The 11,904-nt window shown below is 54.5% G+C and carries 12 protein-coding genes and 1 riboswitch; of the genes, 10 read left to right on the forward strand and 2 right to left on the reverse strand.

What is annotated here, in order from left to right; genetic code table 11:
• Window positions 1–64 precede the first annotated feature (64 nt).
• Window positions 65–841 (reverse strand): SDR family NAD(P)-dependent oxidoreductase, encoded by a 777-nt coding sequence (locus tag ACLGE8_RS16275; RefSeq protein WP_410999920.1) that lies wholly within the window; start codon window positions 839–841, stop codon window positions 65–67.
• Window positions 842–1,463: 622 nt separating this feature from the next.
• On the opposite strand from ACLGE8_RS16275, the gene ACLGE8_RS16280 reads away from it, so the two are divergent.
• The 3 genes from ACLGE8_RS16280 to ACLGE8_RS16290 all read left to right on the forward strand — a co-directional run bounded on the left by ACLGE8_RS16280 (window position 1,464) and on the right by ACLGE8_RS16290 (window position 2,943).
• Window positions 1,464–2,159, forward strand: coding sequence for a porin (locus ACLGE8_RS16280; RefSeq protein ID WP_410999921.1), 696 nt, complete (start codon window positions 1,464–1,466; stop codon window positions 2,157–2,159).
• Window positions 2,160–2,425: 266 nt separating this feature from the next.
• Window positions 2,426–2,659: a 4Fe-4S mono-cluster protein YjdI gene (yjdI, locus tag ACLGE8_RS16285; RefSeq protein ID WP_410999922.1), complete on the forward strand. Its 234-nt coding sequence runs from the start codon at window positions 2,426–2,428 to the stop codon at window positions 2,657–2,659.
• 11 nt (window positions 2,660–2,670) lie between these two features.
• Window positions 2,671–2,943 (forward strand): GNAT family N-acetyltransferase, encoded by a 273-nt coding sequence (locus ACLGE8_RS16290; RefSeq protein WP_333500336.1) that lies wholly within the window; start codon window positions 2,671–2,673, stop codon window positions 2,941–2,943.
• 33 nt (window positions 2,944–2,976) lie between these two features.
• Here ACLGE8_RS16290 and ACLGE8_RS16295 read toward each other — a convergent pair whose 3' ends face one another.
• Entirely contained in the window at window positions 2,977–3,588 is a 612-nt protein-coding gene (locus ACLGE8_RS16295) for a LysE family translocator (RefSeq protein WP_410999923.1), read from the reverse strand.
• Window positions 3,589–3,726: 138 nt separating this feature from the next.
• On the opposite strand from ACLGE8_RS16295, the gene ACLGE8_RS16300 reads away from it, so the two are divergent.
• The 7 genes from ACLGE8_RS16300 (at window position 3,727) to mqo (ending at window position 11,720) form a co-directional block, all read left to right on the forward strand.
• A complete protein-coding gene (locus ACLGE8_RS16300; RefSeq protein ID WP_185670007.1) occupies window positions 3,727–4,191 on the forward strand; it encodes an Lrp/AsnC family transcriptional regulator in 465 nt (154 codons plus the stop codon).
• Between the two features lie 45 nt (window positions 4,192–4,236).
• A riboswitch (Fluoride riboswitch) is annotated at window positions 4,237–4,298 on the forward strand.
• Between the two features lie 70 nt (window positions 4,299–4,368).
• Window positions 4,369–5,688 (forward strand): voltage-gated chloride channel family protein, encoded by a 1,320-nt coding sequence (locus tag ACLGE8_RS16305; RefSeq protein WP_410999924.1) that lies wholly within the window; start codon window positions 4,369–4,371, stop codon window positions 5,686–5,688.
• Between the two features lie 204 nt (window positions 5,689–5,892).
• Entirely contained in the window at window positions 5,893–7,239 is a 1,347-nt protein-coding gene (locus ACLGE8_RS16310; RefSeq protein ID WP_410999925.1) for an LLM class flavin-dependent oxidoreductase, read from the forward strand.
• Window positions 7,240–7,248: 9 nt separating this feature from the next.
• Window positions 7,249–8,079 (forward strand): ABC transporter permease, encoded by an 831-nt coding sequence (locus ACLGE8_RS16315; RefSeq protein ID WP_410999926.1) that lies wholly within the window; start codon window positions 7,249–7,251, stop codon window positions 8,077–8,079.
• 51 nt (window positions 8,080–8,130) lie between these two features.
• Window positions 8,131–9,102 carry an ABC transporter substrate-binding protein gene (locus tag ACLGE8_RS16320; protein WP_410999927.1) on the forward strand — a complete coding sequence of 324 codons (972 nt, stop codon included), beginning with the start codon at window positions 8,131–8,133 and terminating at the stop codon, window positions 9,100–9,102.
• Window positions 9,099–9,872: an ABC transporter ATP-binding protein gene (locus tag ACLGE8_RS16325; RefSeq protein WP_410999928.1), complete on the forward strand. Its 774-nt coding sequence runs from the start codon at window positions 9,099–9,101 to the stop codon at window positions 9,870–9,872. Before ACLGE8_RS16320 ends, ACLGE8_RS16325 begins: the two co-directional genes overlap by 4 nt.
• A 192-nt stretch (window positions 9,873–10,064) precedes the next feature.
• Window positions 10,065–11,720 carry a malate dehydrogenase (quinone) gene (gene mqo, locus ACLGE8_RS16330; RefSeq protein WP_410999929.1) on the forward strand — a complete coding sequence of 552 codons (1,656 nt, stop codon included), beginning with the start codon at window positions 10,065–10,067 and terminating at the stop codon, window positions 11,718–11,720.
• The last annotated feature ends 184 nt before the right edge of the window (window positions 11,721–11,904 follow it).

Here is an 11,904-nt window from a genome sequence, read left to right on the forward strand (position 1 = left end):
CTTGTCGTCAGCGAGCGCGACTATCAGACTTCATTACTTCCAGGATGTATTTCCATGCCTGAAATCAGGCGTTACGACCCGCCATCACGCCACCGTCAACGTCCCAGATAGCGCCAGTGACCCAGCCAGCTTTATCAGACAGCAGGAAGGAGACGGCTTCAGCGACATCGGCAGGTGTACCGACGCGGCCAATTGGGTGGAAGTTGTCAAAGCTGTTCATCACTGCACCGACCTCTTCTTTCGGGATAAAGCCTTCGTAGATTGGAGTGTGCACCACCGCCGGAGAAACGGCGTTCACGCGGATCCCTTTACCCCCCAACTCAATGGCCAGGTTTTTGGTCAGCGCGTGCAGACCCGCTTTCGCCATGGAGTAGGCAGAGGATGGCGTTGCGCCAATGGCCTGCTGCGCCCACATCGAACCAATATTGACGATGGCGCCCTGAATACCTGCATTCACCATATTGCGCACTACGTCACGAGTAATAAAGAAGGTGGCACGGTTGATGCTCATATACATGTCGTAGTCCGCCATCTCGTGCTCGGTGAACGCTTTCGGGAAGAATACCCCGGCGGCGTTGACCAGCAGACTGATGTCCTGGTGTTCTGCGTTAATAGTGTTGATAACGTGCTGCATGCCCTCTTCTTTCATCAGGTCGGCAATGATGATGGAAACCGGGCCGTCGGCCATCAGCGCTAGGCGTGCCTGCTCGGCTTTATCCTGGCGGTTGCCCACCAGAACCACGCTGCCGCCATTTTTCAGTACCCGTTTTGCAGTTTCAAAACCCATACCGCTGGTACCGCCAACCACTAACAATTTTTTACCGGAGAATAATGCGCTCATTGCTGACCTCGATGGTGATGTTCATTTCCACGGCGGCATGCCGTGTGCTGTGGGGGCATGATGACAGCGAGGGGTGAGCGTGACGAATCAGAAGATATCGCTTACCACTAAAGAAAAACTATCTCGTGATGCACAAGCGGCGTTTTCTAACAAGAGCCAGAGGCGTGTATATTGCGCCGAAGCGTTGAGCGCAACCGCTTATTCCTGTCTATAAGGCCGTTAAATAAACTACAAAAAATGGCTAGTTTGTATCATGAAATAAGATGATGAATAGGGATATATGTAACGAGTTATGGCGTTAATGCTTGGTGTTTATATTGTTGGTCGTTAAAACTATTAAAGATAAATAAATAACGGAAGTGATTAATTTTGTATCTTGCTGAATTTAATAACTAAATTTTAAGTATAAAGATATGTAAATTTAATGTAAGTTAATCTTTGGTGTGATCTGTAGCGCTATTTTGGGTTAGTCAATCGCTATTTACTTGAGGCCCGTCACGTCCTTGTTATCCATACATTCATGAAATAAATCTTTACGATCTTGATCACTAAAATAAACTTCCTAAAAAAATAAAATGTAATTCCATAAAAATGAAACGTAATTTCAATTGAGGGTTATTGCATGTTTAAGAAATCTCTGGTCATGATAGCTTTGTGTGGCGCCTCTTTCGCAGCATCTGCAGTCACTGTCGATCTCCGTCATGAATTCATTGATGGTGGTAAAACCGATAAAACCAACGCGGATCGTGTTTCCGTTTCTCACCGCTTTGCAAATGGCTTTGGCTTCTCGGTAGAAGCAAAATGGAAATCAGGTGGCGACAATACCGACCAACCATTCTCCGATTTTATCGGTAACGGCCATGAAGAATCGATTAGCTATCAATATAAATTCAATAAAAACTTCTCTGTTCAACCTGGCTTTAATATCGAAAGTAACGACAGCCGCTCCATTTACAAGCCAAACCTGCGCGTGCAGTACAGCTTCGACAATGGCTTTTACGTCGCAGCCCGTTACCGTTATGACTACACTCGCTACCCGTCAAACGCCAACAAAAATGACGATAAAGTCAACCGTGGCGATGCATGGGCTGGCTATGTGTTCGGCGACTGGCGTACCGAGCTGAACTATGTATACGCACGCAGCACCGAAGGGACTCCACGTAACAACAACAAACCGTATTCCCAGGAATATAATGTCAAAGTGGCGTACAAAATTGATAAAAATTGGGCCCCATACGGTGAAGTGGGCAACGTTGGCGTGAACGACCGTGATGATCGCCAGACCCGTTTCCGTGTCGGCGTGGCATATTCCTTCTAATATATTCTGATATAGCAATAGCCCCGACATCATTGTCGGGGCTGCATGCTTTCTTTTTCCATCCTGGAACATCTGTAAATACACATTCTTTATTATCGGGCAGATACCATCGGCTATTTTCCACACTTTTTCATCTGCGCGATACATCTCTCACTGCCACGGATGAAAACTATCTCGCTGCGGATTTTCACAATAGGTGATGAATCTCCCCCCCAGACAGGTCTATGCTTAGTCTCGAACCCATATAAAAAAATAGAGGCAATGTCATGGATAAGGAACTACTGGACGCAGGCTATCGTGTCTATACCGGGGAGAAGATCGATGTCTACTTTAACACGGCGATGTGCCAGCACTCGGGGAACTGCGTGCGCGGGAGCAGCAAGCTGTTTAACCTGAAGCGTAAACCGTGGATCATCCCGGATGAGGTAGATGAGCAAACGGTGGTGCGCGTTATCGACACCTGCCCAAGCGGGGCGCTGAAATACCGTCATCACGATTAAGAGAGGGAAACATGGACATTCTGGAAGGCCATAACAAGTTCTACGTTAACGACAGCGACGGTAATCAGGTGGCGGAAATCGTCTTTGTTCCCACCGGCGAGCATCTGAGCATCATTGAACACACCGATGTAGACCCGAGCCTGAAGGGGCAGGGCGTTGGCAAGCAGTTGGTGGCTAAGGTGGTGGAGAAGATGCGTCAGGAACAGCGCAAAATCATCCCGCTGTGCCCGTTTGCGAAACATGAATTTGATAACACCCGCGAGTATGACGATATTCGCGCCTGAAATGCCGCGCCAGCGTGAGCTGGCGCACTTTCACTAACGAAGCTGTTCGATCAGCAGCACCACGGCGATAAACACCATCAATCCACCCGAAAAACGGCTGACAACCCGCGCCGCCTGCGGACGGCTTGCCAACAGCGCACGCGAACCGTAACCCACCATTAAATAGATAATCGTGCAGGTGATGAGATGCATTACCCCGAGCGCCGACATCTGCATTGCCACCGACCACTGGCCGTGCGGGTCGGTAAATTGCGGTAGCAGCGCCAGAAACAGCAGAAAGACTTTTGGGTTGAGGCCGCTGATGCACATGCCTTTCAGCGCCCACTGGTTCCAGCCGCCGCTTTGCTGCGTGGCGCTGGATACCGTTGCGGGGTGACGTAACAGCGACACGCCGAGCCATAGCAGATAGCACGCCCCCAGCAGCGTAATCACCGACAGCGCCAGTGGATGCCCCGCAATGAGTACGCCGACGCCCGCCACCACGATAATCGTCGCCAGCAAATGGCCGGACATCAGTCCCGCCACCGCAGGCACGATGCTCCGCCCATGGATCCCGGCGCTGATGGTGTAGGCCCAATCAGCCCCCGGCGTCATGATAAGCAAAAAGGAGACCAGCCAGAATCCCGCTACCAAACTCATTTCCATACTCGAATCGCCTCGCGCTTGCTCATCACGTTAACCTCAAAAACCCTCACTGAATGTCAGGACAGAATATCGGTATTGCCGCGCAATGGGCTTTCAATGTTATGCTGAAAACCCGGTCTCAGAGAGAAAATATTCTAAATGGACAGCATCGATCGAAAAATTCTTGCGCAGCTACAGGCCGATGGCCGTTTATCTATCACTGAGCTTGCCGAACGGGTAAATCTGAGCCTGTCGCCGTGCCATCGGCGGTTGCGGGCGCTGGAGCAGGAAGGGGTGATTACCGGTTATCGCGCTAACCTTGATCCCGGCAAAATGGGCTTTAACTTCGTCGCGCTGGTCTTTGCGACCCTGAAAGAGGGCGACAGGAAGGCGGTCAGTGCGTTTGAAGAGGCGGTGGAAGAGATCCCGCAGATCGTCATGGCCCAGCGGCTGTTTGGCGACCCGGACTATCTGATGCAGGTGGTCACGCGCGATCTCTCCTCGTTCCAGAAGCTCTACGATCAAAAGCTGTCGGCGATGCCGGGTGTGCAGCATCTGCGCTCAACGCTGGTGATGAAAACGGTGGTGCAGGACCGGCCTTTCCCGCTGGAGACGCTGAAATAATCCCGGCCACAAAGTATTTGGCTGAAACGATTCGTGTGCTAACATTCATTCATAGGGGATGGCATTCCCCCTTGAACCGCCGTGTGGCTGATGATGCCTGTTTATATTCCTGGACCGGGAATGAACAGGCACACCTCTACTGCGTCCAGGATGATTAATTCATCTGAGGATGCGTCAATGCTCTCTGAACACTTCGCTCGTAAAAATTCGCTTTTCTTCCTGCTACAGTGGCTGCTGCTCGCTGTGATTATTGCCGTACTCGTCGGCTCTGCATCCGCCTTATTTCTCTTTTCGCTCGACTGGGCGACCGCCACGCGCCTTGATCATCACTGGCTTATCCTGCTGCTGCCATTTGCTGGTTTTGTGGTGGGCTGGATTTATCTGCGCCTCGGCCGTTCGGTAGAGGCGGGGAACAACCTGATTCTGGAAGAGGTCCACAGCCCGGCGAATACCATTCCTCTGCGAATGGCACCGTTGGTGTTTATTGGCACGGTGGTGTCGCATCTGTTTGGCGCGTCGGTTGGCCGTGAAGGCACGGCGGTGCAAATGGGTGCCTCGATTGCCGATCGGTTCACGCCGCTGCTAGGGCTGGATAACGATGCGCGCCGCATGGTGCTGATGGCGGGCGTCAGCGCAGGTTTTTCTTCCGTATTCGGTACGCCGCTTGCCGGAGCGATTTTCGGCCTCGAGGTGATGGCGATGGGGCGCATGCACTACACCGCGATTTTCCCCTGCCTGGTGGCCGCAGTGGTGGCAGACCAGGTCGGCCTGATGTGGGGCGTGCACCATACGCATTACATGATGTCATCTATCCCTGCGGTATCGGCCTGGACGCTGGCGGCGGTTATCGTTGCTGGCTGCTGCTTTGGTCTGGCTGCGCGCGTTTTTGCCGACGCGACTCATCTGATCGGGGGCATGATGAAGAAATGGATTGCCTACGCACCGCTGCGCCCGTTTATCGGCGGGGTGGTGGTGGCCGCGGCGGTCTATCTGCTGCATGCCGACCGCTACATTGGTCTCGGTATTCCGGTGATTGTCGATGCCTTACAGCATCCGCTGGCGCCGTGGGATTTCCTTGGCAAGCTGGTCTTTACCGTCGCTTCGCTCGGCAGTGGGTTTAAAGGCGGGGAGGTGACACCGCTGTTCTACGTCGGCGCTACGCTGGGTAACGCGCTGGCACCGCTGCTGCATCTGCCGTTTGCTTTCCTGGCGGGGCTGGGATTTGTGGCGGTCTTTGCCGGTGCGGCGAATACGCCAATTGCCTCGACGCTGATGGCGATTGAACTGTTCGGCGCGGATATCGGCGTGTATGCCGCCATGGCCTGCGTGGTGGCCTATCTGGTTTCAGGCTACACCAGTATTTATCGCTCTCAGCGGGTGGCCTGCCTGAAGTACAGCATCGTACCGGAAGGGATAAAGCTGGCGGAGCTTCCTGCCTGGCTGCGTGAAAATCGCCGCCCGGAAACTGTCGTTATCGAAGCTAAAGAGGATAACTGATGCGTAGGCCGGATAAGCGCAGCGCCATCCGGCACTCTGCCGACCGCTGCCGGATGGCGCTGCGCTTATCCGGCCTACAGGCCTTTACTGGCTTTATTGCAAAAATGTAAATAACTAACTCAATATTTGTTATTTCAGAATGACTGCGCATTCTGGCTATCTTGGTTTCAGCCCACTTTCGGCATCGAATCAGGAGAAACCAGAATGAGCAGACAGATCAAATTAGGGGCTTTCCTTCCCGGCGGCGGTCAGCATATCGCGGCGTGGCGTCACCCTGAGGCTCCCGCCGATGGTGCGACCAGCTTTGAATTCCACAAGCAGCTTGCCCAGACCGCCGAACGCGGCCTGTTTGATGCCTACTTCCTGGCTGACGGCCTGGCGATCCCCGCTTCCGGCGTGACCGACGGTGGTACCGCGAAAGTGGCGGGCTTTGAGCCGGTCACCCTGTTTTCGGCGCTGGCGCCGCTAACGCAAAACATCGGCTTTATCGCTACCGCCTCCACCACCTACGAAGAACCCTATAACCTGGCGCGTAAGTTTGCTTCGCTGGACCTGATCTCCGGCGGACGCGCTGGCTGGAACGTGGTGACAACCGCCACCGAAGCGGCGGCGCACAACTTTAATCTGGATACCCAGCATCCCCATGAGTACCGCTATCAGCGGGCGAAAGAGCACGTCGAAGTGGTGAAAAAGCTGTGGGATAGCTTCGAAGACGACGCATTTTTGCGTGACAAAGCCTCGGGCCAGTTTTTTGACCGCAGCAAGGTGCACAACACTGACCACGTCGGCAAATTCTTTAAGGTCCGTGGGCCGCTGAACGTACCGCGCTCGGCGCAGGGTCAACCGGTGATTGTGCAGGCGGGGCAATCTGAAAGCGGTCGCGCGCTGGCGGCCGCGACGGCCGAGGTTATCTTTACCTCGCATCAGCATCTCGACACCGCACAGGATTTCTATCGCGATATTAAATCACGCGCTCGCGCCGTCGGCCGTAACCCGAACCATGTGTTGATTATGCCAGGCGTCGCGCCATTTATTGGCCGCACCGAGGAAGAGGCGCAAGAGAAGTACCACAAGCTGACCTCGCTGATTGTCGAAGCCGACGGTATCGCCCTGCTGAACGGGCTGGCCGGTGGCGGTATCGACCTCGGCAAATTCGACCCGGATGGTCCGTTGCCGCCGCTGCCGGTGACCGAAGGGATGAAATCACGTCCCGAGCTGATTCGCCAGATTGCCGATGAAAACAACTTCACTATTCGCCAGCTCTACCAGTGGGTAGCGACCGCTCGCGGTCATTTCACCGTGGTGGGCAGCGCCGAGCAGGTGGCGGATACGCTGCAGGAGTGGTTTGAAAACGATGCCGCCGACGGCTTCAACGTACTGCCGCCGTGGCTTCCGGGCGGCCTGGATGACTTTATTGAGCTGGTGGTGCCGATTTTACAAAAACGCGGGCTGTTCCGTACTCAGTACGAGGGCAAAACGCTGCGTGAAAATCTGGGGCTGCCGTTTGCCAGCAACCGCTACAGCGCCGTGCGTAACAGCAAAGTGGCTTAAGGAGGCGTAATGTTCTATTCCACGACCCGAATTCGTCTGAAGGCGCGCGTACAGACTAAGCCTGTTTACCTGGTATGGTATCAGCGCAGCCTGTCGCTGATTGCGCGCTACGGCCTGCTGGTGCTGTTCTTCGCCGGTTGGCAGATTGCCAGCACCGCCGGTTGGCTGAACGCGGCGATCATCCCGCCGCTGGATAAAATCTTTGTCGCCCTGTGGAACGGCATTACTCAGGGCGCGCTGCTGGGTGACATCACCATCAGCCTCCAGCGCGCCGGGCTGGCTTTCGCTGCCGCCATTGTGGTGGGCATCCCGCTGGGGCTGTTTATGGGGCAGATTCGCCCGCTTGAGCAGGCACTGGACCCGATCCTACAGCTGTTCCGCCAAACCTCGGCGCTGGCGCTGTATCCGATCTTTATTCTGCTGCTCGGGCTCGGAGAAACGTCCAAAGTGTTCGTGATTTTCTGGGCGGCGCTGTTCCCGATTCTGCTGTCGACCATTAGCGGCGTGAAAGAGGTGGATACCAAACTGCTGGAGATGGCGCGCACGTTTGGTGCCGGGCGCTTGACGCTGTTCTACCGGGTGATAGTCCCTGCTTCCGTTCCCTCCATTTTTATCGGCCTCCGCCTGTCGGCCACCACCGCGCTGCTGCTGTTGATTGCCGCCGAAATGATCGGGGCGAATCAGGGGATCGGTTTTAGGGTGATGAATGCGCAATATAACTTCCAAATACCCATGATGTTTGCCGCGATATTTCTGCTGGCGTTTGCCGGGTTATTAGCGAACGCGATTCTGGTCGTACTGCAACGTCGCCTGTGTCGATGGAATATTCGTAGCCGTTAATTTTGCACGTTATTTTGCGTTTTTACTTATCGCCATAAAGGAATTTTTATAATGAAAAAACAGTTCTATTCTGCGTGGGTTGCGGTGCTTTTCTTATTGGGTGTTAGTGCGTCGGTTCGTGCTCAGGATGAAGTCACGATGCGCTATATGGCGAGCTATGGCGGTATTTCCGCTCACGAACTGGCGGAAGCGCTGGGATATTTTAAAGGCACCGGCGTGTCGATTAAAAATGCCGGCTACGCCAGCGGCGGCCCGGAGTCTTTATTTGCTCTGGCTTCCGGCAGCATTGATGTTGGCTCAGCGGCGACGCCAGCGGTGATTAATGCTATCGCCAACGGTAACGACTTTGTGGCGGCTTACCCGACCAACGGCATCAACGAAACCACCAAATCTATCTTCTACGTGAAGGAGGATAGCCCGATTAAGTCTATCAAAGATTTAGTCGGAAAAAGCGTAGCGGTAAACACTCTGGGGGCGCATCTGGATTACACCCTGCGTGAGGCGCTGCATCAGGCGAACCTGCCGGAAAACGCCGCCAAACCGGTCGCGGTTCCGGGCCCGCAGCTTGAACAGACATTGCGTTCGGGTCAGGTCGACGTTGCCGCCTTTGGCTACTGGCAGACCACCTTTGAAGGCGTCGCGCGCAGCCACGGCGGCCTGCGCCCAATCTTCAACGATGCGGACGTGCTGGGGCCGATTGCCGGTGGCTTTACGGTGCTGCGTTCCGACTTCGTCAAACAGCATCCGGATGCGGCGCGTATCTTCGTGGTTGAATCGGCTCGCGCGCTGGATTATGCCCGCGACAACCCGGCGCAGGTGCGCGAAATCATGGCGAAAATCCTTAAAGAACGCGGTGAAAACCCGGACGTGGCGCAGTACTTTACCGGCTACGGTGTCCGCAAAGGTGGGCTGTCGGAACCTCATGATGTGCAGTTCTGGCTGGATATTCTTGAGCGCGACGGCGTGCTGAAAAAAGGCCAGCTTAAAGCGTCAAATATTTTGCTGAAAACGGAAGGTGCATGATGACATCAACCACCCAGAGCGCCCGTGGCGACATCTCGATTCGCCGCTTACGCAAAATCTTTTCCCTTGAGGGGAAACCGTTCGATGTCTTCCGCGACCTCAATTTACAGATTGAAAGTGGGCAGAGCATTGCCATCGTCGGGCCCAGCGGCTGCGGGAAAACCACGCTGCTGCGCATTCTGGCGGGGCTTGAAACGCCGGATGCGGGCGACGTGGTGATTGACGGCCAGGCGGTGCACGGCATGAGCCGCGAGCGGGCAGTCATTTTCCAGGAGCCGCGCCTGCTGCCGTGGCTGACGGTGCTGGAAAACGTCAGCTTCAGTCTCGACGTGCAGGGCGTGCCGCGCAAGCAGGCCAGGGCGCGGGCGAAAGAGGCGATTGAGCTGGTGGGGCTTAGCCACTGCGAGCAGGCGCTGCCCAATCAGCTTTCCGGCGGCATGGCCCAGCGTGTCGGCATTGCCCGAGCGCTGACCATTCAGCCGGAAATTCTGCTGCTGGATGAGCCGCTCGGAGCGCTGGATGCGATGACCAAAATCACCATGCAGGAAGAGCTGGCGCGTATTCGCGATGCGGAAAAGATGACGATGGTGCTGGTGACGCACGATCTGGAAGAGGCGATTTACCTCGCCGATCGGGTGATTATTTTGCCAAAAATTAAAGGCGACCCGATTCGTACCATTGAGGTGACATTACCGCGGCCGCGTGAACGCAGCAGCACGGATTTTGTTCTGTTACGCCAGCAGCTTATGGCGGAATTCGGGCTGCATTAATTACTGAATTAAACTGGAATTATTTAAATTTTATTTCCATGCAAACAATGCGGATGCTTTTTTTAATTAAAAAAAGCGGAGTGGGTAATTTGTTAATAACTCTAAGTGGAAAGTGAGTGGTATTTTAAAATAATGTAAAAGTGCGCTACTATTAGCGCACACATTACATTTAGCTATGCGAATATCATCATTATGCCTGCTATTAATAAAAAATTATTTACTCTGGCGACCATCGCGCTGCTGGTCAATTCAGCGGCTTACGCAGATACCGATACCACCGAAAAAACCGACGTCCTGCTAATTGGCGGCGGGATCATGAGCGCCTCACTGGGCACCTGGTTACAGGAGTTACAGCCTGACTGGAAACAGGTGATGGTGGAGAAGCTCGATAAAGTCGCGATGGAATCTTCTAACGGCTGGAATAACGCCGGTACCGGCCACTCCGCCAATATGGAGCTGAACTACACGCCGCAGCGCCCGGACGGCACCATCGACGTGACCAAGGCGCTGGAAATTAACGAACAGTTTATGATTTCCCGCCAGTTCTGGTCCTCACAGGTGAAGCGCGGCATTCTGAATAACCCGCATAGCTTTATTAACTCCACGCCGCACATGAGCTTCGTCTGGGGCGATAAAAACGTGGATTACCTTGGTAAACGTTACGATGCGCTGCAGAAAACCACTCTGTTCCAGGGGATGAAATTCTCCACCGATCATCAGCAAATTGCCCAGTGGGCGCCGCTGGTGATGGCCGGTCGTGACCCGCAGCAAAAAGTTGCTGCCACCTGGACACCGGTTGGCACCGACGTTAACTACGGTGAAATTACCCGTCAGCTGATTGGCAGCCTGCAAAAAAACAACCACTTCTCGCTGCAAACTTCCTCTGAAGTCACTGAATTCAAACGCAACGGCGATAACTCCTGGCACGTCACCATTGAAGACGTGAACAGCGGTAAGCAGCACGCTATCGACGCGAAATATGTCTTTATCGGTGCGGGCGGCGGGGCGCTGAAGCTGCTGCAGAAAACCGGCATTCCGGAAGCAGATAATTACGCGGGCTTCCCGGTCGGCGGCTCCTTCCTGATGACCGAAAACCCGGACGTCACGCGTCAGCATATGGAAAAAGTCTACGGTCAGGCTTCCGTTGGCGCACCACCGATGTCGGTGCCGCATATCGATGCGCGCTTTATTGATGGTAAACGCGTGGTGCTGTTTGGGCCGTTCGCGACCTTCTCCACCAAGTTCCTTAAGCAGGGTTCGTTCTTTGACCTGCTGAGCACCACCACAACCAGCAACGTGATGCCGATGACTCACGTAGGTCTGGATAACTTCGACCTGGTGAAATACCTGGTGAGCCAGGTGATGCTGAGCGATGACGACCGCTTTGCCGCGCTGAAAGAGTACTACCCAGAGGCGCGTAAAGAGGACTGGAAGCTGATTCAGGCAGGCCAGCGCGTGCAGATCATCAAGAAAGACGCGGATAAAGGCGGCGTGCTGAAGTTGGGTACCGAAGTGGTGGTTGACCAACAGCGCACCATCTCCGCGCTGCTGGGGGCATCTCCAGGCGCTTCTACCGCTGCGCCAATCACCCTGAACGTGATTAAAAAGCTGTTCCCGGAGCAGTTCAACTCACCGGAATGGCAGAGCAAAATTCGCGGTATCGTACCGAGCTTTGGCCAGAACCTGAACGGCAACGTCGCGCTGACCCAGCAGGTTTGGGATGACACCGCTGCCACGCTGGAACTGACCAAGCCACCAGTGATTCAGATGCCAGCCGCCCCAGTCGCCCATGCGAAACCGGCAGCAGAGCCAGAGAAGGCGTCACCGCAGCACGATATGGCGCTGTAACAGTATCGTGATTGCCGGATGGCGGCTGCCGCCTTATCCGGCCTACAAAAAAGCCTGCCAGGTTACCCTGGCAGGCTTTTTTACATCCGTTGACCCGTCCTGAATAGCGTTGACACGTTCCTGACTTAAATCCGGAGAACGTGATGATGACTGAGTTCAAACGCACCCAACGTGATTATTCTCT

The sequence above is a fragment of the Kluyvera sp. 142486 genome, from assembly GCF_046569695.1.
Classification (GTDB): Bacteria; Pseudomonadota; Gammaproteobacteria; order Enterobacterales; family Enterobacteriaceae; genus Kluyvera.

Coding starts and splice junctions, on each gene's coding strand:
- ACLGE8_RS16275 (WP_410999920.1), bottom strand. CDS start 841: ATGAGCGCATTATTCTCCGGTAAAAAATTGTTAGTGGTTGGCGGTACC.
- ACLGE8_RS16280 (WP_410999921.1), top strand. CDS start 1,464: ATGTTTAAGAAATCTCTGGTCATGATAGCTTTGTGTGGCGCCTCTTTC.
- yjdI (WP_410999922.1), top strand. CDS start 2,426: ATGGATAAGGAACTACTGGACGCAGGCTATCGTGTCTATACCGGGGAG.
- ACLGE8_RS16290 (WP_333500336.1), top strand. CDS start 2,671: ATGGACATTCTGGAAGGCCATAACAAGTTCTACGTTAACGACAGCGAC.
- ACLGE8_RS16295 (WP_410999923.1), bottom strand. CDS start 3,588: ATGGAAATGAGTTTGGTAGCGGGATTCTGGCTGGTCTCCTTTTTGCTT.
- ACLGE8_RS16300 (WP_185670007.1), top strand. CDS start 3,727: ATGGACAGCATCGATCGAAAAATTCTTGCGCAGCTACAGGCCGATGGC.
- ACLGE8_RS16305 (WP_410999924.1), top strand. CDS start 4,369: ATGCTCTCTGAACACTTCGCTCGTAAAAATTCGCTTTTCTTCCTGCTA.
- ACLGE8_RS16310 (WP_410999925.1), top strand. CDS start 5,893: ATGAGCAGACAGATCAAATTAGGGGCTTTCCTTCCCGGCGGCGGTCAG.
- ACLGE8_RS16315 (WP_410999926.1), top strand. CDS start 7,249: ATGTTCTATTCCACGACCCGAATTCGTCTGAAGGCGCGCGTACAGACT.
- ACLGE8_RS16320 (WP_410999927.1), top strand. CDS start 8,131: ATGAAAAAACAGTTCTATTCTGCGTGGGTTGCGGTGCTTTTCTTATTG.
- ACLGE8_RS16325 (WP_410999928.1), top strand. CDS start 9,099: ATGATGACATCAACCACCCAGAGCGCCCGTGGCGACATCTCGATTCGC.
- mqo (WP_410999929.1), top strand. CDS start 10,065: ATGCCTGCTATTAATAAAAAATTATTTACTCTGGCGACCATCGCGCTG.